22 protein-coding genes are annotated in these 21,602 nt (G+C 63.0%); 9 read left to right on the forward strand and 13 right to left on the reverse strand.

Annotation, left to right across the window (positions count from 1 at the left end; genetic code table 11):
* The first annotated feature begins 69 nt into the window (after nucleotides 1–69).
* Nucleotides 70–1,026 (forward strand): helix-turn-helix transcriptional regulator, encoded by a 957-nt coding sequence (locus tag AC1M2K_RS02720; protein ID WP_480237882.1) that lies wholly within the window; start codon nucleotides 70–72, stop codon nucleotides 1,024–1,026.
* A 101-nt stretch (nucleotides 1,027–1,127) separates the two neighbouring features.
* Here the strand turns inward: AC1M2K_RS02720 and AC1M2K_RS02725 are convergent, their stop codons facing one another.
* Both AC1M2K_RS02725 and AC1M2K_RS02730 read right to left on the reverse strand, forming a co-directional pair.
* Entirely contained in the window at nucleotides 1,128–2,144 is a 1,017-nt protein-coding gene (locus AC1M2K_RS02725) for an NAD-dependent epimerase/dehydratase family protein (RefSeq protein ID WP_480239733.1), read from the reverse strand.
* An 8-nt stretch (nucleotides 2,145–2,152) separates the two neighbouring features.
* A complete protein-coding gene (locus tag AC1M2K_RS02730) occupies nucleotides 2,153–2,464 on the reverse strand; it encodes a hypothetical protein (RefSeq protein ID WP_480239734.1) in 312 nt (103 codons plus the stop codon).
* Nucleotides 2,465–2,751: 287 nt separating this feature from the next.
* Between AC1M2K_RS02730 and AC1M2K_RS02735 the strand changes: the two genes are divergently transcribed.
* The 4 genes from AC1M2K_RS02735 (at nucleotide 2,752) to AC1M2K_RS02750 (ending at nucleotide 5,269) form a co-directional block, all read left to right on the forward strand.
* Nucleotides 2,752–3,462 (forward strand): GAF and ANTAR domain-containing protein, encoded by a 711-nt coding sequence (locus AC1M2K_RS02735; RefSeq protein ID WP_480239735.1) that lies wholly within the window; start codon nucleotides 2,752–2,754, stop codon nucleotides 3,460–3,462.
* Nucleotides 3,459–4,178 carry a GAF domain-containing protein gene (locus AC1M2K_RS02740; RefSeq protein ID WP_480239736.1) on the forward strand — a complete coding sequence of 240 codons (720 nt, stop codon included), beginning with the start codon at nucleotides 3,459–3,461 and terminating at the stop codon, nucleotides 4,176–4,178. The genes AC1M2K_RS02735 and AC1M2K_RS02740 overlap by 4 nt, the downstream gene beginning before the upstream one ends.
* A 130-nt stretch (nucleotides 4,179–4,308) precedes the next feature.
* Nucleotides 4,309–4,656, forward strand: a complete 348-nt coding sequence (locus AC1M2K_RS02745) for a hypothetical protein (RefSeq protein WP_480239737.1) — start codon at nucleotides 4,309–4,311, stop codon at nucleotides 4,654–4,656.
* Nucleotides 4,657–4,903: 247 nt separating this feature from the next.
* Entirely contained in the window at nucleotides 4,904–5,269 is a 366-nt protein-coding gene (locus tag AC1M2K_RS02750; protein WP_480239738.1) for a hypothetical protein, read from the forward strand.
* An 18-nt stretch (nucleotides 5,270–5,287) separates the two neighbouring features.
* Here the strand turns inward: AC1M2K_RS02750 and AC1M2K_RS02755 are convergent, their stop codons facing one another.
* Nucleotides 5,288–6,265: a GDP-L-fucose synthase family protein gene (locus AC1M2K_RS02755; RefSeq protein ID WP_480239739.1), complete on the reverse strand. Its 978-nt coding sequence runs from the start codon at nucleotides 6,263–6,265 to the stop codon at nucleotides 5,288–5,290.
* Nucleotides 6,255–7,295, reverse strand: coding sequence for a GDP-mannose 4,6-dehydratase (gmd, locus tag AC1M2K_RS02760; RefSeq protein ID WP_480239740.1), 1,041 nt, complete (start codon nucleotides 7,293–7,295; stop codon nucleotides 6,255–6,257). Before gmd ends, AC1M2K_RS02755 begins: the two co-directional genes overlap by 11 nt.
* 201 nt (nucleotides 7,296–7,496) lie before the next feature.
* On the opposite strand from gmd, the gene AC1M2K_RS02765 reads away from it, so the two are divergent.
* Together AC1M2K_RS02765 and AC1M2K_RS02770 are read left to right on the forward strand one after the other, a co-directional pair.
* Nucleotides 7,497–7,991 carry a VanZ family protein gene (locus tag AC1M2K_RS02765; RefSeq protein ID WP_480239741.1) on the forward strand — a complete coding sequence of 165 codons (495 nt, stop codon included), beginning with the start codon at nucleotides 7,497–7,499 and terminating at the stop codon, nucleotides 7,989–7,991.
* A 147-nt stretch (nucleotides 7,992–8,138) separates the two neighbouring features.
* On the forward strand, nucleotides 8,139–8,909 hold the full coding sequence (locus tag AC1M2K_RS02770) for an HAD-IIB family hydrolase (protein ID WP_480239742.1): 771 nt from the start codon (nucleotides 8,139–8,141) through the stop codon (nucleotides 8,907–8,909).
* Between the two features lie 125 nt (nucleotides 8,910–9,034).
* On the opposite strand, the gene AC1M2K_RS02775 is transcribed toward AC1M2K_RS02770, so the two are convergent.
* Entirely contained in the window at nucleotides 9,035–9,415 is a 381-nt protein-coding gene (locus AC1M2K_RS02775; protein WP_480239743.1) for a cupin domain-containing protein, read from the reverse strand.
* Between the two features lie 178 nt (nucleotides 9,416–9,593).
* On the opposite strand from AC1M2K_RS02775, the gene AC1M2K_RS02780 reads away from it, so the two are divergent.
* Both AC1M2K_RS02780 and AC1M2K_RS02785 read left to right on the forward strand, forming a co-directional pair.
* Nucleotides 9,594–10,028, forward strand: coding sequence for a YciI family protein (locus AC1M2K_RS02780; protein ID WP_480239744.1), 435 nt, complete (start codon nucleotides 9,594–9,596; stop codon nucleotides 10,026–10,028).
* A 7-nt stretch (nucleotides 10,029–10,035) separates the two neighbouring features.
* Entirely contained in the window at nucleotides 10,036–11,271 is a 1,236-nt protein-coding gene (locus tag AC1M2K_RS02785) for an RNA polymerase sigma factor (protein ID WP_480239745.1), read from the forward strand.
* 23 nt (nucleotides 11,272–11,294) lie between these two features.
* Here the strand turns inward: AC1M2K_RS02785 and AC1M2K_RS02790 are convergent, their stop codons facing one another.
* The 8 genes from AC1M2K_RS02790 to AC1M2K_RS02825 form a co-directional block, all read right to left on the reverse strand.
* A complete protein-coding gene (locus AC1M2K_RS02790) occupies nucleotides 11,295–12,002 on the reverse strand; it encodes a spermidine synthase (protein ID WP_480239746.1) in 708 nt (235 codons plus the stop codon).
* A 398-nt stretch (nucleotides 12,003–12,400) separates the two neighbouring features.
* Nucleotides 12,401–13,423, reverse strand: coding sequence for an LCP family protein (locus AC1M2K_RS02795; RefSeq protein ID WP_480239747.1), 1,023 nt, complete (start codon nucleotides 13,421–13,423; stop codon nucleotides 12,401–12,403).
* A 264-nt stretch (nucleotides 13,424–13,687) separates the two neighbouring features.
* Nucleotides 13,688–14,677 (reverse strand): LCP family protein, encoded by a 990-nt coding sequence (locus AC1M2K_RS02800; protein WP_480239748.1) that lies wholly within the window; start codon nucleotides 14,675–14,677, stop codon nucleotides 13,688–13,690.
* Between the two features lie 145 nt (nucleotides 14,678–14,822).
* Nucleotides 14,823–16,625 (reverse strand): DUF4012 domain-containing protein, encoded by a 1,803-nt coding sequence (locus AC1M2K_RS02805; RefSeq protein ID WP_480239749.1) that lies wholly within the window; start codon nucleotides 16,623–16,625, stop codon nucleotides 14,823–14,825.
* A 71-nt stretch (nucleotides 16,626–16,696) separates the two neighbouring features.
* Entirely contained in the window at nucleotides 16,697–18,214 is a 1,518-nt protein-coding gene (locus tag AC1M2K_RS02810; protein WP_480239750.1) for a right-handed parallel beta-helix repeat-containing protein, read from the reverse strand.
* A gap of 115 nt (nucleotides 18,215–18,329) precedes the next feature.
* Entirely contained in the window at nucleotides 18,330–19,418 is a 1,089-nt protein-coding gene (locus AC1M2K_RS02815; RefSeq protein ID WP_480239751.1) for an acyltransferase family protein, read from the reverse strand.
* Between the two features lie 56 nt (nucleotides 19,419–19,474).
* Nucleotides 19,475–20,509, reverse strand: coding sequence for a UDP-glucose 4-epimerase GalE (gene galE / locus AC1M2K_RS02820; RefSeq protein ID WP_480239752.1), 1,035 nt, complete (start codon nucleotides 20,507–20,509; stop codon nucleotides 19,475–19,477).
* A 46-nt stretch (nucleotides 20,510–20,555) separates the two neighbouring features.
* Complete coding sequence (locus AC1M2K_RS02825) at nucleotides 20,556–21,491, reverse strand: nitroreductase family protein (protein ID WP_480239753.1); 936 nt, start codon at nucleotides 21,489–21,491, stop codon at nucleotides 20,556–20,558.
* Between the last annotated feature and the right edge of the window lie 111 nt (nucleotides 21,492–21,602).

A 21,602-nucleotide genomic window follows, 5' to 3' on the forward strand; every position in this document is an offset into this window, starting at 1 on the left:
GATCACTAGTGTGCGGAGCATCCCTTCGCCATCCCCTGCCCCGGGGATAGGGATGTTGAAAGGCCAGGCATGTGGGAACCCCTGTCGACTGAAGCATTGCGCCACATCCTCACGCAGGTTGGCGAATCGTCCCTGCCCGACGAGCTGATCGAGCACATCGCCAGCGGCTTCTCGATTCCCCGTGGCGTCGTCTTCCACTTCTCCGCGCGCAGGCGAGACCTCGGCGCGACGAGTGTGATGCTCAGCACACAGTCGGCATTCCGGGTCCGCGGTCGCGAGGTCATCGACACCGACGGCTCGCTCTACGTCGGTTTTCTTCTCAACAACAGTGCCAGGATCGGGCTCGCCGGCGGCCCGGGCACGGTGATGCGCCCCGGCGGCGTCTTCGCGGTGAGCAACTGGCATGCATTCGATCTCGAGAGCACCGAGTCGACGAGGGGCCTGACGATCCGGTTCGCGGAGAGCCGGATCCACGAGCGCGGCGTGCGGACCCGCCACGACCGATTCAAGCTGGCGTCGCAGACGACGCTCGGTGCCCCGCTGCGATCGTTCGCTGCGGCGCTCGTCGATCCGGCGTGGCATCCGGGTGCCGTGAGCGAGACGATTGCCGAGCGAACCCTCGAGGACCTCGTCGTCGGCATGTTCCTCGAGACGGAGGGTTACGCGATGGACGGGGAGGAGTTCCGGTCTGGACTCCGCGGTCGTGCCGTCAACCTCGTCGCCGCAATGCACCGTCAGCGGGAACTCAATCCGTCGTCGGTGGCGCAGGGCCTCGGGGTGTCGCTGCGCAACCTGCAGCGCGCGTTCGAGGAGGCAGGGACGACGCTGGCTGAGGAGATCGGCAGGCAGCGGGCGCAGACCGCGGCCATGCTGCTGGCCGGCCCGGGGACGCGTGGGCTCCCGATCTCAGAGATCGCCGCGCTGTCGGGGTTCAGCTCGCCGTTCGCGCTCCGCGCCGGTTTCAAGGCCCAGTACGGGATGCTGCCGTCTGCGTATCGTGCGACGCCGGAGACGCTGTACGCGTAGACCGCACCCCAGCTCGCACGAGGTTGCAGTTCCGCACCCAAAGACATGGATTCGGGCGATCTTGAGTGCACAACTGCCATCTCGCGTGGAGACAGGAGCAACTACCCCCGGAGCTGCGGCGACGCTCTCACGTTCGAGTGCTCAGCGACCCCACGCACGATCTCATCGAGCGCGACCGAGGACGGCACACGTGGCTTCCAGCCCAGCTCGTCCCGAGCCCGAGACGTCGACATCACCGGCACCGTCGCCGCGATATCGATCCAGCCCGGGTCGGACTTCTGCAACCGCAGCTTCCAGGTGGCCCACATCAGGGCGCGCATCACGCGGAGACGAGCAGGGACCCAGCGCGAGCCGAGAACGGATGCCACGAGCAGCGGATCGACGACCGGCTCGGCAGCGATGTTGAACGCCCCGGCCGCACTCCGGTCGACGGCGCGCCAGAAGGCATCCGCCACGTCGTCGGCGTGCACGACCTGCGAGATGGCCTGGCGTGGCATCGGCAGCACGGGCGGCCGGACCCATTTCAGCCAGCCCATCGGCACGATCTTGCCGACGAACAGGCCGGCGATCTCGCTCGCCGCCCGGCGCTGGAACACCAGTCCAGGCCGCAGCCGGCTGACGATGATGGTCGGGAACTGTTCCTCGAACCGGTCGAGCGCCCGCTCGTTGACGGCCTTGTGCCGACTGTAATGCGATGAAGGGATGCCGCCGGTCGGCCAGTGCTCGTCGACCCGGGTCGTCTTAGGCCCGGGGCTGTATGCCGCGACTGATGACGCGTAGGAGAGCTGCGGTACCCGCGCAGCAGCGACGGCGGCGAGGACGTTCTTCGTCCCGATGACGTTCGTCCGCCAGAGGGCCGCCTCATTGTGATTCGGCTGGAGCTGCCAGGCCAGGTGCACGACGGCGTCCGCACCGGCGAAAATCCTCGCCAGCCGTCGTGGCGCAGACGGCGACCCGATGTCGAGGGCGTGCCAGGAGACACCGCTGTACGGCGCGACCGTCAGATCCGGTTCCCGACGGCTGATACCGACGATGTCGGTGGCGGTCGGTTCCTCGTGCAGCCGACGCAGCAACGCTGTACCCAGGTTGCCGGTGGCTCCGACGATCACGATGCGCATAGTTCTCCTCAGTCGACGTGCCCTGCGAAATCGTCCCAGTGGCTCTGGAAGATCGATCGGTCTTCGCCGCTCAGCCCGGTTGCCTCAGTGGAGCGCGGGCCGGTTCCTCCCTGGGCGTCATCCTTCTCTTCGCCGGCGGCAGAGTCTGCATCCGCAGAGGCGCCGGGGGCCGGAACGTCTTCCTCCGGCTCGAACGTCGACGGCTCGCCGGTGTACCCGGCGGCGACACCGGTGTCGCTGTCTGGAATGCTTGAATCAGCGGGCGGAGTGACCTCAGCGCCAGGCCGCCCTGAGGCAGGTTTTTCGGTTTTGTCGGACATGTGAGTTCCCTAGATCGTGTTCAATGGCGCCCCACCGCGCCGTGCAGCGACGACGATTCGGGCGCACATCACAACACTTTGTTCGCCCACACTACAGACCTGCCCGGTGCAAAATCAGGGGCTTGTGAAATTCTGAACGAGGTCGTCAAATGTGACCGTGGAAGCGCGACCACCGACCGGTCGAATCACAGGATCCAATACCGAAAGGGATGCCCCGCTCCCCCCGCCCAGCGTTAGCATAGGAAGAAGGAACACCCGTTCCCGAAGGGGCCAACAGGGAGGTTGCTGTGTCTGATGCATTCGCCGCAGCAATGGACCGCCTGACGCGGCCCGAACGAGATTCGGCTGAACTGGCTGGGCCGATCGTCGACGCGCTCCCCGTGACCGGAGCAGCGATCTCGACGATGGGGGATTTCCTCGGCAACGAGACCGTTTCTGCCACTGACCTGCAGGCGGCGAGAATTGACGAGCTGCAATTCGACCTCGGCGAAGGCCCGTGCTGGGATGCCATGGCGACAGCTCGGCCCGTGTTCGAGCCAAATGTCAGGACCCACCCGGCCGGTGTCTGGCCGGCGTTCTCTGAGGCGATCCGAAAGGACGAGGTGGGCGCGATCTTCGCCTTCCCACTGTTCGTCGGCCCGCTGCGACTCGGGGCACTCGATCTGTACTCGACGCGGCCGCTGAACCTCAGCGATCTCCATGCGCAACAGAGTGCGGCCTTCGCGGCGGTGGTCAGCCGTCTCGTGCTTCACCGCGCCCTCTCCCGGGTGGGGCGCGACGAGACCCCCGAAGCCGACCTCCAGTTCTCGCGTCGAACCATCCATCAGGCGACAGGCATGGTGCTTGCCCAGCTGAACCTTCCCCCGGACGAGGCCCGCCTCGTCATCCAGGCCCACGCCTTTGCTGTGGGCCGCTCAATGCAAGAAATCGCAGAAGACATAGTAGAACGACGCTTGAACTTCTCGGTGAGCGACGAAGGAATCGAGGAGTCCAAATGACTGAGATGACACGGGAGGGACAGCTTGTGGATGCCTTCGCGACGCTGGCCGACACCCTGGTTGCCGACTACGACGCCGTGGACCTTCTGCAGACCCTGGTTGAAAATTGCCGCGACCTGCTCGACGTCACTGCGGCGGGAATCCTGCTGGCCGATCCGGACGGCAACCTCGAGGTCGTCGCCTCGACCAGCGAAGCCTCCCGGCTGGTGGAGGTCATGCAGCTCAGCGCGCAGGCCGGGCCGTGCGTCGATTGCTTCACATCCGGGACCACGGTCTCGGTGCCCGATATCCGGGAGAGCCCGAGCAAGTGGAGTCGATTCCGCGACAGTGCTGCCGAGCAGGGCTTCGAGTCTGTTTTTGCCCTTCCGCTGCGGTTGCGGGACAACACAATCGGCGCCCTGAACCTGCTCCGCGCCGAAACCGGGGAGCTCAACGAACGCGACGTGCGCGCCGCGCAGGCGCTGGCGGATGTCGCGACGATCGGCATCCTGCACGCGCGCAGTCTGAGCGAAAGTGATGCCGTGCGCGACCAGCTTCAGCGTGCGCTGAATTCGCGGATCGTCATCGAGCAAGCCAAGGGCGTGATGTCCCAGACCAACGACATCACAACAGACGAGGCATTCAACCTGATGCGCCAGTACGCACGCAACAATGGAATATTGCTGTCCAACGTCGCGGAAAACCTGGTTTCGCGAACACTGACAATCGAACGCTGACCCCCCTACTCAACCGGACCATCGGGGTGTAGCGTCAAAACATGATCCGACACCGGACCAGTTAGAACTGTCCCCCAGACCCCGGGATGATCCTCGCAACGACGAGGCTTGAACCTAAGGGGAGACCGCCATGGAACGCATCCACTACGCGGGCAGTTCATTTCTCACGGGCGACCTGATCGCTCGCGCACTGATCGACTACGCGCATTTCCTCACCGCTCACCACACCTCTGCAGCGGTCGACATACCGGTTCGCCGGTCGGACGGATCAACCGCGCGAGCGAATTTCCTGCTGGTTCCGACGAGCCAGATCGTGTCTGAGTCCGAGTCGAGTAGTTACAGCGAGATTTTCGACGACGAGTTGGTGCGCCTCCTCCGCGAACGCGCGGTCGGCAGGCACCACACGCTCACACGGCCGGTGATGTCGGATGCCTCCTTCGAGGCATTCACCTACAGCGATCTCGTCGAGATGGCCTGATCGCCCCACTGACCATCGCTGGCCCGAGAGTTTCCACTTCGGCGGCCGCCCCGCCTGCCGATGTGGCCGGGCCAGCGATGTTGAACCCTTCGCTCCCCCAACCCGCTCGCCTCGGCCGGTTGGGGTTGAGCGGAGCCCTCTCCGCTGATCGATCGAGGGCCCGCTGGCTCGAGCGAAGCGAGGACCCCGCGCACTCGATCGTCGGCCACTGCCCCGCACACTCAGCCCGGCGTGAAACAATGACGGAGTGACCGACCGCCACCCCGAACTCGACGGCTACGAGCCGAGTGACGGAAGACCCTTGCCCTCACGACGGATGCTCCGCCCCGCCCGTTTCCTTGTGGTCCTCGGGCTCATCGGACTGGTCCTGCCAGGCATCCTCGTGACCATGTCGACTGCTACGCGCACCGCAGACCGGAGTTGCAGCATCGTCGTGGCCCGCGATGCGCCGTTCGCCATGGGCTTCGATGCCCGGTTCGAACTCGTCGGCCCCGAGGGCCCGGCCTGGTACTGCTATGCCCAGGTCCGTGACGACGACGACCTCCTCATCGCCTCACTCGGCCTGATCCCCGGTCCCCCTCCCGCCCCGGAGCCGGGACTCGTCAACACCTAGCTCGTCAAGACAGAGCGGCTAGCGACGAGCAACGAGGGCGTTGCTCCGATACCACTCGATCGTTCCCCGTAGCCCCGCTTCCAGTCCGATGGATGCCGTCCAGCCAGCGTCAGTGAGCGTGGACACGTCGAGCAGTTTCTGCGGTGTTCCATCCGGCTTGCTGGTATCCCACTCGGTCGTGCCGGTGAAGCCAACGAGCCGGGCGATCGTTTGGGCGATCTCCCGGATCGTCACGTCGCGACCTGTGCCGACGTTGACCTGCTCCGGGCCGTCATAGTGTTCGAGAAGGTGCAGGCAGGCAGCGGCCATGTCGTCCACATGAAGGAACTCTCGGCGCGGCGAGCCGGTTCCCCAGTTGGTGACCTGTTCGGCGCCGGAGGATACCGCTTCGTCATATCTCCTGATCAGGGCGGGCAAGACGTGTGAACCCTTATCTGAGAAGTTGTCTCCGGGGCCGTACAGGTTCGTGGGCATCGCCGAGATCCAGGGCAGCCCGTGCTGCCGTCGAACGGCCTGAATCTGGAGGATTCCCGCGATCTTCGCGATGGCATATGCGTCGTTGGTCGGCTCGAGATGGCCGGTCAGCATGTACGACTCCTTGATCGGCTGAGGGGCCAACTTGGGGTAGATGCAACTCGAGCCCAGGAAGAGCAGCCGTTCCACGCCGACCTTCGCGGCAGCATCGAGAACGTTGACCTGGATCCTGAGATTCTCACTGAGAAAGTCCAAGGGATATGTGTCGTTCGCGAGGATGCCGCCCACTTTCGCGGCGGCCAGGACGACGTACCGCGGCCGCGTGTGCTCGAAGAAGTCGAACACTGCGTCGCGCTCCTTCAGATCGAGTTCGGCCGAAGTGCGAGCGACAAGTCGGGTGAAGTTCCTCTGCTGGAGCGAGCGCCAGATCGCAGAGCCCACCAGCCCACGGTGGCCAGCCACATAAAAGGTCGCATTCCTGTCGAGCGCGGCTGGCTCGAAATGAAGATCTTCAGTAGGCATGACTCGGTTCCCAGCTCGTCAGCCTGGGAACGTCAATCCACCGGGTTCCCTCATGTTTGAGCGCCTCGATGTCTGCGTCGACCATGATGCGCGCCAGCTCTCCGGTACCGACTTCCGGGACCCACCCGAGTTGGTCCCTGGCCTTCGATGCGTCACCGATCAGCGCGTCAACCTCGGTTGGGCGCAGATAGCGTTCGTCGAATCGGACGTGCCGCTCCCAGTCCAGACCCGCGCGGCTGAATGACGCTTCGACGAATTCACGGACCGTGAAGCCCACGCCGGTCGCAAGCACATAGTCATCGGGCTCATCCGCCTGCAGCATCCGCCACATTCCCTCAACGTACTCCGCTGCGTACCCCCAGTCACGGATCGCATCGAGGTTACCGAGGTACAGGTGCTCCTGCTTACCCGCAGCGATGGCCGCGACCGCGCGCGTGATCTTCCTGGTCACGAAGGTTTCACCCCGCCGAGGCGATTCGTGGTTGAAGAGGATGCCGTTAACGGCGAACATCCCGTAAGCCTCGCGATAGTTGCGAGTAATCCAGTAGCTGTAGACCTTCGCCACGCCATACGGCGACCTCGGGTAGAAGGGCGTGTCCTCGTTCTGCGGCGGGGGGCTCGCTCCGAACATCTCGGAACTGGACGCCTGGTAGAAACGGCACTGCACACCCGACATCCGCACGGCTTCGAGAAGGCGCACCGTTCCTGTGCCCGTCGTGTCGGCGGTATGTTCCGGCTCGTCGAAGGAAACCCGCACGTGGGACTGCGCGGCGAGGCTATAGACCTCGTCCGGGTGGATTTCGCTCAGGAGCGTGACCATCCTGGCGCCGTCACTGAGATCGCCGTAGTGCAGAAAAAGTCTCGCTTCAGGGTCGTGTGGATCGACATAAAGGTGATCAATTCGCGCGGTGTTGAATGTCGATGCCCGGCGGATCAAGCCGTGCACTTCGTAGCCCTTCGACAACAGGAGCTCGGCGAGATACGAGCCGTCTTGCCCGGTGATCCCTGTGATGAGAGCCTTCTTGGTCATTGATCGATCCCCACGTTTCGGCAAGCGCGGCCGCACCGACCGCAGTGTCGCTAGGCTAACGTGAGAAAACCTCGCTTGGGAATGCTCCCGGTCGCGATCGACTCCCCCCAGTTCGGGCGGCGCGAGGCGCCGACCCTCCGCTTTACACTGTCTTCACACGGTCACTGCGGACCATCCGTTTTCAGATGCATCGGAGACCGTATGACGATCAACCCCCGACTCCGCCGGTTCACGACCGCGGTCGCCATCGTCTATGCCGTTGCGCTGGTGTTGATCGCATTCTGGCCGACGCCGGTCGACAAACCCGCATCCGGGTTCCTCGACCGTCTCATCACCTGGTTCGCCGGGAACGGCTTCGGCTGGATCACCTACAACGTGATCGAAGCCGTCGCTAACGTGCTGCTCTTCATCCCAGCCGGCCTCCTGCTGGTCGTACTTCTCGGGGTGCAGTGGTGGTGGCTGAGCATCCTGGGCGGCATCGCGGTGTCCGTCGCGATCGAGATGGGCCAGGACCTCTTTCTCGATGATCGATTCGCCACCATCGATGATGTCTACGCCAACACGATAGGCACGGTGATCGGCACCCTGATCGGCGTGACCGTTTTGCTCGTCGCCGAACGTCCCGTCGGCAGGAGGCGCAGACGAGCCCAGGGGGCACAGGATTCACGTCGCCGCGAGCCCAGCCAGCGGCTCTAAGACCCCCAGCACCCCTGGGTCGGGAGTGAGCGTGCCCGGGGTTGCCACACCCCGAGAGGCGGTTTTCGCCTCCGTTCGGTAGTCTGGGGTCGTCCTCGTCGGATTCGCCGGGGCATTTTTTCTGGCTACTTAGGGGACGTTCCGTCGATGGTCAAGACAGCTCTGGTCGCTTTCGACCTCGACGACACACTCGCGCCGTCGAAATCACCGATGGACCCGCGGATGTCGCAGATCCTCGCGGAGCTCCTCGATGTCGTGCCCGTCTGCATCATCTCCGGTGGTCAGTTCGCTCAGTTCAAGATGCAGGCGATCGACAACCTGCCAGAGGCCGGATCGACGCACCTCGAGCGACTGCATCTGATGCCCACCTGCGGCACGCAGTACTTCCGTTTCGAGAACGACGAGTGGGAGCAGATCTACGCCGAGAACCTCACCGACGACCAAAAGGCCCGCGCGCTGGCGGCCGTCGAGGCCCGTGCAAAGGAGCTCGGATTCTGGGAGACGGACACCTGGGGCCCGATTCTCGAAGACCGCGGCTCGCAGATCACCTTCTCCGCCCTCGGCCAGGCTGCGCCTGTGTCGGCGAAGCAGGAGTGGGACCCGACCGGTGAGAAGAAGAACACACTGCGTGAAGCTGTTGCCGGAGACCTCCCAGACCTCGAGGTGCGTTCGGGCGGATCGACGTCTGTCGACATCACCCGCAGGGGCATCGACAAGGCATACGGCATGAAGAAGCTCGCCGAGCTCACCGGCATCCCCCTCGACGACATGCTCTTCGTCGGCGACCGCCTCGACGAGAACGGCAACGACTACCCGGTGAAGGCACTCGGTGTGCGCTGCCAGGCCGTCGAGGACTGGGAAGACACCGCCCGCTTCGTCGAAGAACTCATCCCGCAGCTCCGCGCCGCGGCATCCTGAGCCGGCTCCTTTTCGCAACGAGGGTTGTTCTCAACTTCGGAGATTCTCGGGTACACCTCTGTTTTGAGGGCGCACGGCCCCCTTCGCGCGAAAATCTCCGTCGTTGGTGACAGTCGCCGTGCCGTTCAACCCCGGTGCGCGACCTGCTCCGCGATCGGGACGGTTCCTGGCACCACGACGTCACCGGTGTGGGCGGTGCTGACGGTCTCGATCAGAACGATCTCGACCTCCTCGTCGGCAACCGGATTGTGCCGAACCCCACGGGGCACGGTGAAGAACTCACCCGCATCGAGATGAACGTCGGGTGCACCCTCAAGCTGGATCCGTAGGTGGCCGGACACGACGAGGAACATCTCGTCCTCGTTCTCGTGTGCGTGCCACACCAGTTCGCCGAGCAATTTGGCGACCTTGACGTACTGGTCGTTGACGCTCCCGATGACTCGGGGGGTCCAGTGCTTCGTGACCTGGGCGAGTTCGGAGGCGATCACCGTCTTCTCTGCATTCATGTTCCTAGCCTCTCGTACATCCCGCCGCGGATACGAATGGATGCCACGGCCCAGATCGCCGACATGGCCCTGCAAACTTTTTTGGGGTATTTTCCGAGAGTGTGTCGATCCGTGGGTCGCTCGTTCGACGCATAGGTAGAAGGACGCAATCGCGACCTCTGACACAGGGAGAAACACCATGAAGTTCATGCTGATCATGCGCTCGACGGATGAAGCGAAGAAGGAATACGAGAAGGCCGACTTCGAGCAGATCATCAACGCGATGGGTGCATACAACGAGTCCCTCATGAAGGCGGGCGTGCTGCTCGGCGGCGACGGCCTGGCCGACGACCTCAGCGAAGCGTTCGTCGTCGACTTCGCGTCGGAGACGCCGATCGTCACCGACGGCCCCTACGGCGAGACCCACGAGCTGTTCAGCGGTTTCTGGATCCTCGAGGTGGCCAGCAAGGAAGAGGCCGTCGAGTGGGCGACCAGGTGCCCACTCGGGCCAGGTTCCAAGCTCGAGGTGCGTCGCGTCACGGACATGAGCGACTTCGAGGACTTCGCCGACAACGACTACCTCAAGAAGGAAGAGGGCTGGCGCGAAGAGCAGCCGGCCAGGCAGGCGCAGTAGGCAGACCATGTCCCAGCCGCCCGACATCCGTCGAACGGTCGACGCCGTCTGGCGCATCGAGAGCGCGCGTATCGTCGCGACGCTCGCCAAGATGACCGGAGACGTCGGTCTCGCCGAGGATCTCGCCCAGGAGGCCGTCATCGACGCCCTCACGCAGTGGCCAGAGTCAGGCGTCCCGCAGAACGCGGGCGCCTGGCTCACGGCTGTTGCGAAGCGGAAGGCGATCGACGGGTGGCGCCGCCGCGAGCGCCTCGACGAGCGGTATCGCACGATGGCACACGACCTCGAGCTGGCCGGCGACGATGAGTGGCAGCCGATCGACGACGACGTGCTCCGTCTCATCTTCACCGCCTGTCACCCCGTGCTGTCGCGCGAAGCGCAGGTGGCACTCACCCTCCGCACGGTCGGCGGTCTCACCACGGAAGAGATCGCGAGGTTGCTGCTGGTTCCCGTCGCGACGGTGCAGCAGCGGATCGTCCGGGCGAAGAAGACACTCTCCGCGGCGCACGTGCCGTTCGAGGCACCGGAGCCGAACGAATGGGGCGCGCGACTTGGTGCCGTGCTCGGCACGGTGTACCTCATGTTCACCGAGGGGTATGCCGCGACGAGTGGTGACCGCTGGATCCGCACCGAGCTGGCCAATGAAGCCCTCCGGCTGGGCCGCATCCTCGCCGGGCTGTTGCCCCGCGAGCCCGAGGTGCACGGACTCGTGGCGCTGATGGAGTTCCAGGCATCACGCTTCGCCGCACGCACCACTCGCGACGGCAACCCGATCCTGCTGGCCGACCAGGACAGGTCGCGCTGGGACCAGGCGCAGATTCGGCGCGGGCTTGCCGCACTGGACCGGGCGGATGCCATCGGTCGCGGGCGAGGAAGCTACGGTCTCCAGGCGGCGATCGCCGAGTGCCACGCAACAGCCCGGAGCGTCGAGGACACCGACTGGGACCGCATCGTGCTGTTGTACGAGGCGCTCGGCCGGCTCGCACCGAACCCGGTGATCGATCTCAACCGTGCAGTGGCCGTATCGATGGCGACGGGCCCGGCGAACGCTCTGCGGATCGTGGACCGACTGGCATCCGACGGCGCACTGCGCGGGTCGCACCTGCTGCCGAGCGTGCGGGGCGAGCTCCTCGCGCAGCTCGGTCGCACCGAGGAGGCCCGTTCGGAATTGTTGACCGCGGCAGGACTCGCCGGCAACGAGCGCGAACGTGCCGTGCTGCGCGCGAAGGCGGCAGCGCTCTGAGTTCGCTCTGCCTGGACGCGCGGCTAGCCCTTCACTCCGGATGCCACGTACACGGTGTTCGCGGACTGCCCGCCGGTGAGTGGGTTCGGGAACGCGACAACGTGTGCCGCGACGGTGTCGAACACCTCCCCGAGGACGGCCGAGTAGGCGTCGTCGGGCGGGTCATCGGACCAGAGAGCGAAAGCACCACCGGGCGTGAGGTGCGCGGCCGCCTCACGGATCCCTTGCACCGTGTAGAAACCGGCGGAGTTCTCGTTCAGCAGGTGCCGTGGCGAGTGGTCGATGTCGACGAGGATGGCGTCGAAGAGCGAGTCGGATGTCGGGGCGCGGCGCATCAGGGCGAAGAAGTCGTCGTGAACGAGACGGGTGCGGGCATCCGTCACGATCGGTGTGGAGACCGGCAGCAATTCGCGCTGGTGCCAGTCGATGACGGCATCCAGGGCATCCACCACGGTCATCGTGGCGACGCGTTCGTGGGTGAGCACAGCTTCGGCCGTGTAGCCGAGCCCGAGCCCACCGACGACAACGTTGAGGTCGTCACGGTGCACGGCGGCAAGACCGAGGTGGGCAAGTTCGATCTCGGCGACAGGGAACAGGCTCGACATGAGGAACTCGTCGCCGAGCTTGACCTCGTAGATGTCGACGTCGAGCGCCGGGTCGTGCCGCCGGCGCAGGCTCACTTCGCCCAGCGGTGTCTCCTGCCAGGCCAGCTCCTCAAAGCGCGCGCTCATCGGATGCCGTCGGATTCAGGAGAAGTGAGCATCCCCTATCGTCGCACCTTCGAGCGCCACGGCTCTCACCAGGGCCATTGTTGACTTGAACAGGACGTACCGACCGTCCCCAACAGTGCGCTCGATCGGCGTCCGAAGCGGGGCGGAGTCCGTTTCGCCGGATTCGCATGAGCTCGTGGTTTCACAGCCCGTTTTCAGTGACCGCGCCGTTCGTGAGGAGTACTCTTTTTCTATCGAGCGATGGTCTTCGTTGACTTGTCCGAAACACCGCCGAACTCGACGTAGACACATTCCCCCCAGAACTGCCTGCGACGAGCAAAAGGGGGCCCCGGCTGAGCCGAGACCCTCTTTTTGATGGCCAGGTCACGGACGCACTGACTCGACGCGAGGACCTGCGATCAGCCTGAAACCGGCGCCTGGTATCCGCCCAGGGTGTCATCGCGGAAATGCTGCTTCAGCACGGCGAGCTCGTCCCAGTCGACGTTCACGACCGACTGACCGCCTTCCATGCCTGTGCCCAGGGTCGGCATCGTGAAGAACGTGACGTCGTCCATGCGAATGTCGCGCAGCTCGAATCCGAGTCCGGCGGCGTAGCCGGAGGTGAAGCCTGAGTCGACGGTGAGGAATGGCGCGATGGCCGCGACCAGGTCGTTGATCTTCACCGGGTTGGTCAGGGTTTCGGCGCTGAGAATGGTGGAGAGCACGCCTTTGATGAAGAGCTGTTGGTTGCGCACGCGCTGGAAGTCCCCGTCTCTGAACGCATAGCGCTCCCGAACGAAGGCCAGGGCTTCGGCGCCGTTCAGCGTGATGGGGCCTTGCGCGAATGTCGTGCCTTTCATATGGAATGGCGTGAACCCGATCGGGTTGTCCACCTGCACGCCCTCAAGAGCATCAGTGATCCCCTTGAAGCCTTCGAAGTCGACGATTGCGACGCGGTCGATGCGGGCGCCGATGAGTCCCTCGATCGTTTGCACCGCGAGCGGCACTCCCCCGTATGCGAGGGCTGCGTTCATCTTCGCCTTGCCGTGGCCGGGGATGTCAACCCAGCTGTCTCGCATGATCGACATGACGGTGACGCTGTCACGATTGGCAGAGACGTGCACCACCATCATTGTGTCGGAGCGGGTGCCTCTGACGTCGTCGATGTTCTCCGAAACAGCGCCTCGGATGTCCGAGCCCATCAGCAGGATATTCTGCGACACGTTGACAACGGCCGGCGGTCGCGACGCCTCGGCGGGAAACACCTTCTCGACCTCGATCTTTTTCGTCCTGTCGAACGTCTTCGACAGGTTTGCGGCGTAGAGCCCGCCGCCTGTGCCGATGGCGACGGTGACGGCCAGCAGGAGCACTCCCAGCACGATCAAAGTCGTGCGCACTGGCTGCCGCTTGCGCGACCCAGACGCCGTTGATTCCGCAGTCATCCGGCTCTCCGATCCGATTCTCGTGTTGCCTCTGCCAAACATGAGCAATCGTCAGCTACCGGCGTAAGGCGAGCCTAGCGTTCAGCCCGCCGAGCCGGCGGCCCCCTGATCGGGGCACGCGACCGCCGCCCGCAGACGCTGGGGATACGCAGCGAGCCACCTCACTCCGCTGATTGAGTCCGCGGCGAACTCAGGAGCCACCCCGCCCCGCTGATCGAGTAGGCAGCGAGTTCAACGAGCCGGGTGTCGAGATTCGTCCAGACCTTAGCCGGCGACCTTGGCCTGATACGCGGTCAGGGTGTCGTCGCGGAAGTGCGGTTTCAGCACCGCCAGCTCGTCCCAGTCGACGTTCACGACCGACTGACCGCCTTCCATGCCTGTGCCCAGGGTCGGCATGGTGAAGAAGGTCATGTTGTCCATTCGGATGTCACGCAGCTCGAAACCCAGACCGGCCGCGTAGCCGGACGTGAAGCCGGAGTCGACCGTCAGGAACGGTGCCACCGCCGTGACCAGGTCATTGATCTTCAGCGGGTTGGTTAGGGTTTCCGCGCTGAGAATGGTGGAGAGCACGCCTTTGATGAAGAGCTGCTGGTTGCGCACGCGCTGAAAGTCGCCGTCGCTGAACGCCTTGCGCTCGCGGACGAAGGCCAGAGCGTCGTCGCCGTTGAGAGTGACCGGACCTTGCTCGAACGATCTGAAGGCAATGGGGTTGTTGACGGTGACTCCCCCGAGAGCGTCCGTGATGCCCTCGAACCCTTCGAAGTCCACGATGGCGACACGGTCGATGCGCGCGTCGACGAGACCCTCGATCGTCTGAACGGCCAAAGGCACGCCACCGTAGGCCAGGGCGGCGTTCATCTTCGCCTTGCCGTGGCCCGGGATGTCAACCCAGCTGTCGCGCATGATCGACATGACGTGGATGCTCTTCCGATCCGACGAGAGGTGGACGATCATCATCGTGTCGGAACGCGTGCCTTTGACATTATCGACGTCATCTGAGACCTCGCCTTGTGTGTCTGATCCCATCAGCAGGATGTTCTGGGAACCGTCGGCGCTTGCTGCTGGCCTAGTGGCCTCGTCGGGAAAGGCCTGATCGATCTTCTTGGTGCTGTCGAAGGTGCTCGTCAGACCGATGGCGTAGACACCAACGACGGCAACCGCGACGACGAGAAGCGCGGCGATGATGATGGAGAAGTTGCGCAGGCCATGGCTCTTGCGAGAGGGCTGCTCTTTGAACTCGAAAGGGATCGTCACCGGGACATCCAATCAGACCAAGCTGGGCGAATGGCGCGGCCTCAGCGGACGCGCCGCATACCCCCCCTGAATGGGTGTGGAGCGAGTCCCCTCCGCTGATCGAGTACGCAGCGAGCGAAGCGAGCCGCGGTATCGAGAGCTCGCGCTACTCTTTTGTGCACCCAGGAGCGTCGATCGTCACCGGTGTCGCCCTGACCATCGGTGTGGTCTGCACTTCGAGCGGGCCATATTCAGGGCCGGCCGCGCCGGTCATCGTGTAGCTGATGGTCACCGACTCGCCCGGGGGCAGGACATGGTTGATTCGCACAACTGGCCGACCGAGATGGGTACCCTGCGTGACGGCGCCTTGCTCTTTGCCGTTGACCAACCACGAGTCGATTGTCGCACCGACGGGACCGTAAACGATGAAGTCGGTTGCGATGTGCCCAGGCTCAAAGTATGGTCCGGTGATGTATGCCGGGAGACCGGCGGCCGTTTCCCTGCTGATGCTGTTTGTCAGGGTGACATCCGCTGAGAAGGTCGGCGTTCCGGTGGTTACGTCACATTGAGTCGTGGACGCTGCCACGGCCGCATCCACGTAGTAGTCCATCTTTGAACCTGTGGTGTCGTTGAAGTAGACGCCCAGCGCAGTCGCCGACGCGTTGTCTGCCGGGAGCGCACCCTCAATGCGGCTGCCAGCGACGAGCGTCTGCTCATCTTCATCAGCGCTCCACAGTTTGAGCCGGCCTTCCTCGACCGATCTCGACAAAGCCGAAACCAGCGCGGTCGGGTCGCTCGTGCCTGACTTCACTGCATCGAAGATCGAAACTGCCGCGGCGGCGAAGAACGCATCCTGATGAACAGGCTCCTCGTAGCGGAAGTACACCTCGTTCAGAAGCAAAGGGGCTGCGTTCTCGGATGTCAGTTGCTCGCCTGTTAAGAGGGAGACGGGGCCGGTCGCTCCCAGAAGGTAGCTCAGCCCGACGGGGTCAAACGAAATGACTCCGTCGATGGGGACATCCGTACCGAATTCCTCAGCCCAAAATGCCTTGACCAATTCGACCGTCGTCGGGAAGTGAGGGGTTGCCGTGATGTTTGGAATCCACTCACCAACGATGTCGGAGTAGATTGCCTCTGTCTCGGGGTCGAGCGGGATAATCGGTTCCGGGCGATCATTCGCGAACTGGCTACTGGTCGCCTGCGCGGTAATGTCGATCTTTCCGTCCACCACCGTGAGCATCGTCATGGCAGCTGGATTACCACCGGAGGCGCGTGCCTCGGAATTGCCTTGAAAGATCATCAAATAATTTCGAGGCTCCGAGGCTCCCAGCGCGTCCGGCAGGATGGATAGAGGCTGCTCGAGCCCTTCAAGGACCGGGCGCACATCGTCCAACGTTGCTGTGAGCGACTCGACGCCCGCTGAAATCTGAGGGACGAGGGCGTTCGAATCCAGCGAAACCAGCCGCTTGTCAGCCTCACTAACCGCATCGACCGTCGACCGCAGCAGCGTACCCAGCTCCCCCAAAGCGACCACATCGAACCTGCCGTCGACCGGTTTAAGGGAATCCAGGCTGATACTTGACGCCGGAATCAATGCGTCGGTCGCGAGATCGTCAACTGTCTCCGAAACCACGCGTAGCGCTTCAAGGTTTGGTCCGGCGATAGGGACAGCCTCAAGCGCGGCCCACATACGCCCGGTCGTCTGAGCTCGCGCCTCACTGGTGTGGGCCTTGAGCTCAGCTGTCGTCGCCGCTGCGGCTTCGGTGTTGCCAGCCAGAATCTCGGCCTTCACTTTGGAGGCCAGGGGGATCGCCGCTTCAAGCTCTCGCTTGACCTCTAGCCCCTTTGGCACCATGTTCAGTGCGAGCAGACCTCCACCAGCCAGAAGGATGACTACCAGCCCTGTCGGCACCCAAAACCGGGCGCTCTTGAAGAACGGCTTTCTCGAAGTCTTCGCGCGTTTACCCACGTGTCTATCTAACCGCACGCTTCTGTGAGTCCTGACCTGGACGACAAGCCTCTAACCAATCGGCCGAATCGCTAGACAATGTCTCCATTTGCATCAACCCACGCTTGCCCATCAGACCAGATTGGCTTCTTGAGTGCGCTGTCGAAGAGCTGAGCACCTGCGCCGGCTTCGGACGCGGACGGGCGGGCACCTGGTCGCACCACTCCCACTTTGACAAAGGACGCGAAATGGGCGCTTCGAAAACGATTCTCCTCGGAACCCAGATCGTTCTCGCCACCTCTCCGCGGCGAGAGCGAACCAGACGTGAGCCATTCATCGCGGTCGTCATTCCACTCCAGCTTCGTGTCGCCATCGACTCGAAGCCGTACTGTTCCAGCCGCTTCTGCATCCGCATCGAGGGAGAACTGGGTGCCTTCCTGCCCGAGAACACCAAAGCGCCGAGCGAATCCGGTTTCAATGTCGACAATCTGAGCCGTCTTATTGGGTGTCTTGTCGACAACCTTCGGTCGGGCGTATTGCGAAGAAGTGATTCGCGCGAAGAGGCTCCCTGCCTCGAGCAGGATGGTGGTTCCGCTGCCACCACCGGATTCGGTGTAAACGTCGTCGTACGAGTTGCTGTTCCCGGTGTCACGAATTGCGCCGGGGGATCCGAAATACTGCTGATCAATGTGTGGTGAGTAGATCCGGTTTGCAGACGAGCCCATCACATTGATTCCCCAACCCCGATTCGCGACGATATCAGGCCCCCAGAACCTGATCTGCTGCGCGTCTGATCCCTCGCATCTGATTCCATCGCCGTAATTGCCGTAGCACCGCACGCGTCGCAGATCGGTGTTGTTCACGTTCCCGCTGTCGACAGGCTTCCCCGCGCGAAGGTAGATACCGTGCGAACCGAACGACTCGACAGAAACGCCGTCTATGTGCCCGAACCCATTTGTACAGAAGATGCCATACGCGTTTGACGAACTCGCGGACTTCGACAATGAGGTTAGCTGGAACGGCCCGATTCGGTATCCCGACGGGCGTTGGCCTCCCGCATCCTCGCGAATGTGAAGTCCGGTCTTCCCTGCAGCCCAGACGAGTTGCGTTCCCCCCATACTCGATTCGAAGCCACCTCGACCACAGTCAAAGTCCACGGTCTTGTCGATGACGAGCGTGTTCGAGAGAAAGTACCGCCCGGGGGGAACAAAGACCCGCCCGCCGGGCTTCACAGCAGCCAGCGCCCGTTGGAATGGAACCAGGTTGTCGGTGAACTTCGCACCCGGTTCTCCGTCGTAATCACCGATGGCGCCAAAGTCCTCAACGTTGGTCTGGAATCTTCGGTCGTACCGCTGATCCAGCACCGCCGTGGATGCCGCGTCTGGGCTTGAAAACAACGCCGCCAGGTCACGATCAGTGTACGAGCCGCCCCTTATCTTCGATTCGCTCGCCAGAGACACGGCTGTTTGAGCTCCGATGCCGGCGGCGACGATTCCCACGCCGATAGCGGGTATAGATGCCCTGAGCCAGTCCCTCCGTGACGAGCCGATTCCTTGGTCTGAGTTCACGGCGACCTCCTCGACGATGTGGCCTTCTGATGATTTATTCATTCCCAACGCAACTTACTCGGGGCCGAGACAGTTCTGTCCCGGCGTTCATATGGGACGGGATCCCAGGCGACCGTGATGTGAGCTCTTCCGACTGAGGACGCTGAAGCATCCGGTGTCAGGCATTCACGCGCGCTCTCTGTCCGCGCAGCTTCATCTCCATCGGCGCCTCCACGAGGAGATGCAAGGCCGCTGCCGCGGCGACAGCCATGAGAAACGACAAACTCACGGCAAGGGCCAGGCCCCAGCCGTCGAGCGACCGTGCATGAATTCCCACACGCTCCATGATCTCGAATGTTGCGGTCATGGATTGGGTGTGAATGAGGTAGAAAGCGTAAGACCAGACGCCCAAAGTCACGAGCAGCCGGGCACGAAGGATGGACCGTCTCCCCTCCAGGTCAGCAGTAGCCGCCGACCACACGAGGACGCAGAATGGTATGAGTGTCACTAAGACCCGCGCCGGTGCCTCCGGAGCGATGTTGGCGAGACCGTACGCTGCCAGGGCAAATACCCCCGCCAACCAGAGCGGGACCCGCCACCGATGCCCATTCTTCATGAGGATCGCCAGAATGATCCCAAGGACAAACTCTCCGAACCGCATCGGCGGGAAGATGGTAATCGCCCAGAGCCCTAGGTCCGAGGAACCCAGTATGGACACGACCGTCGTGACGACGACAACGAGGCCAACGACGCCGACAAAAGCGGTCGCCAGCACACGACTGCTCTGCTTTGCCAGCTGCGGAAAAATGAACGGGAAGACGAGGTAGAAGAACGCCTCGCACGACAGGCTCCAAAACACTGCATTGGCCGCGAAGTACACGGACTCGGCTGGAACCCACGATTGCAACAGGGTGAGCGGGATGAAGTCGAGCAACGTGATGCCACGACCGGACGCCAATAGAATGCACAAGGAGACGAGCCAAGCAACGACATACGCCGGATAAATTCGAGCGAACCTGCGACGGTAAAATTCGCGTTTGCTCGTTCGCTCCTTCGCCGCCCACGCCAAAACGAAGCCGCTCACGATGTAGAAAAAGGAGACTCCAGTAGCACCAGCAGCAAAGAAGCCCTCGGCCAGCGGCTCCCGCCCATAGTAGAGCGAGTGAAATCCGAACACTGCAAATGCAGCGAAAAATCGGAGTCCAGTCAGGGAGTCCAGGCGTTGACTCACGCGGACGCGCGTGCCGTCTGAAGCAATCGTGCTCAAACTATCCCCCGCCATACCGCCGCCAAGCTATCGCCGACGGTCTTTTAGTTTCGAACTCAGCTCAGCCTACCCAAAGGCGCTCCAGCGTAACCGCGAGGGTTCATCGACTGCCAACGCCAAGCGTCTTCGCAGGCCTGCCTGACGGAGAAGCGAGCTTCCCATCCCAAGTCGAGGTTTGCTTTCGTCGCGTCGGCGTAGCAAGCGTCTACGTCTCCCGGGCGCGGCGCAACAATCTCGTATGGGACGTCCCGCCCAGTGATCGATGCAAAGATTCCCACTATCTCCAGGACCGATGTGCCGCGTCCGGTTCCCAAGTTGTATACCTCGAGACCCCGAGCCGACTTTTCGAGCGCGGCGATGTGGCCCCTGGCGAGATCGACGACGTGGACGTAGTCCCGTACGCCCGTGCCGTCCGCAGTGCTGAAATCGTCCCCGAAGATGGACAGTTTCGCTCGCCTGCCGGCGGCAACTTGACAGACATAGGGGACGAGGTTGTTCGGTTCGTGCCGGGGATCCTCGCCCATCATCCCGCTGGGGTGCGCACCGATTGGATTGAAATAGCGAAGAACGGTCACCGACAGATCCGATTGAGCCGCAGCCACGTCTCGCAGGATTTGCTCGATCACATGCTTCGTCCACCCATACGGATTCGTGATCCCGACTCCCGTTGCTATCTGCTCCGAGATGGGCAGGACCGACGGGGTACCGTACACAGTCGCCGACGAACTGAAGACGATTGTCCGAATGCCACACTCCCGGATCACAGACAGAAGGGACAGGGTGGATCCCACGTTATTCCTGTAATACTCGATCGGATCGCTCACGGACTCAGCGACCGACTTATGCCCCGCGAAGTGAATGCACGAGTCGATGCCCTGTCCTTCGACAGCCCGGGCGACAGCCGCCGCATCGTTGAGGTCGGTTTCGTGAAGGGTCACCGACCCGCCGCCAAGGTGTTCGATTCGCTCTATGACGCCGCGATCGCTGTTCGAGAAGTCATCAAGGATGACCACTTCATGACCCGCCGAGAGCAGTTCTACCGCGGTGTGGCTGCCGATGAAACCTGCGCCACCGGTAAGGAGAACTTTCATTCGGCGCCCCCGGCGTCTATCCCGGGGGTTTCCTGGCACACATCGATCACTGGAGCGGGGCCATCACTTCTTCTAAGGATCGACGCGGCGACCGAGCAACACGATGATCGTCGTTGGCGTGTCCGATCGCAATGAGCGTCACGATGTCTTCGTGCGGCGGAATCCCGATTGCCGCTCGAAGTGCCCGAGATTGCGCATTCATCATCGACCAGTTGAGCATGCACGACGAGAGACCCAGCGAATGCGCCGCCCAGACAAGAGACATGGCAAATAGGCCGCCGTCTATCCACCGCTGATTACGTTCCGCCGCTCCGGCGAAGAGACGCATGTCCATGGTGACCACGAGAACAGCCGGGACCTGATGACGGAAGCCCGCGTTACCGTTCTGATACGTGAGTACCTTTTCAACCGCCTCTGGGCTGGTGAAGGGGTACACGCGCCAGGCCTGACGATTGCAAACAGACGGAGTGCCCATCGCTCGCCTGACTGTCTCCTCCAGAGCGGACGCTTCGACCCGGCGGGAGGGATCAAAATCGCGCACGCTGTGTCGCGAGTCAAAGAACTCACGCGAGACACCAGTGGGGGCTGGTCTGCTGGCTCGACCTTGCACCGGTGCGAGGTCATGACTTCGCACCCCGGATTCATTCCATGCGTTGAGCGCCAGAAGTGCAGAGGACGAATTCTCAACGACCTCGGCTGAAATGTTCCCGCGGCGCTTTGCGGACTCAAGGCCTACCTTGAGGCGCGCTGCGACGTCCTTCCCGAACGGAGCCTTCGGCCGCTGAAGCGCAAGCCCCTTCTCGACGCGGTGGTAGTCCTTTGTCAACTGGCACTCGAGTTTGCGACCGTCCACACTTGATGAGAATGACGACTCGACGGGGGCAGACCATTTGACGTTGCGTGCCGTGTCGGTGACACCTTCGATAAGGAATCGGGATGCTTCCCGTCCGCCCGAAAGCAATCTCTTCAGCCAACCAGGCATGGAATCGTTTACCTTTCAGCCTTGCTCGAGTTGACGTGCACGGGCTAATTATTTGCATCTTCCCTGAGAGAAGTACATCGTGGACAGGTTATGGGTTTCGCGCGGTTACCG

The organism is Mycetocola sp. Y171 (genome assembly GCF_056713165.1).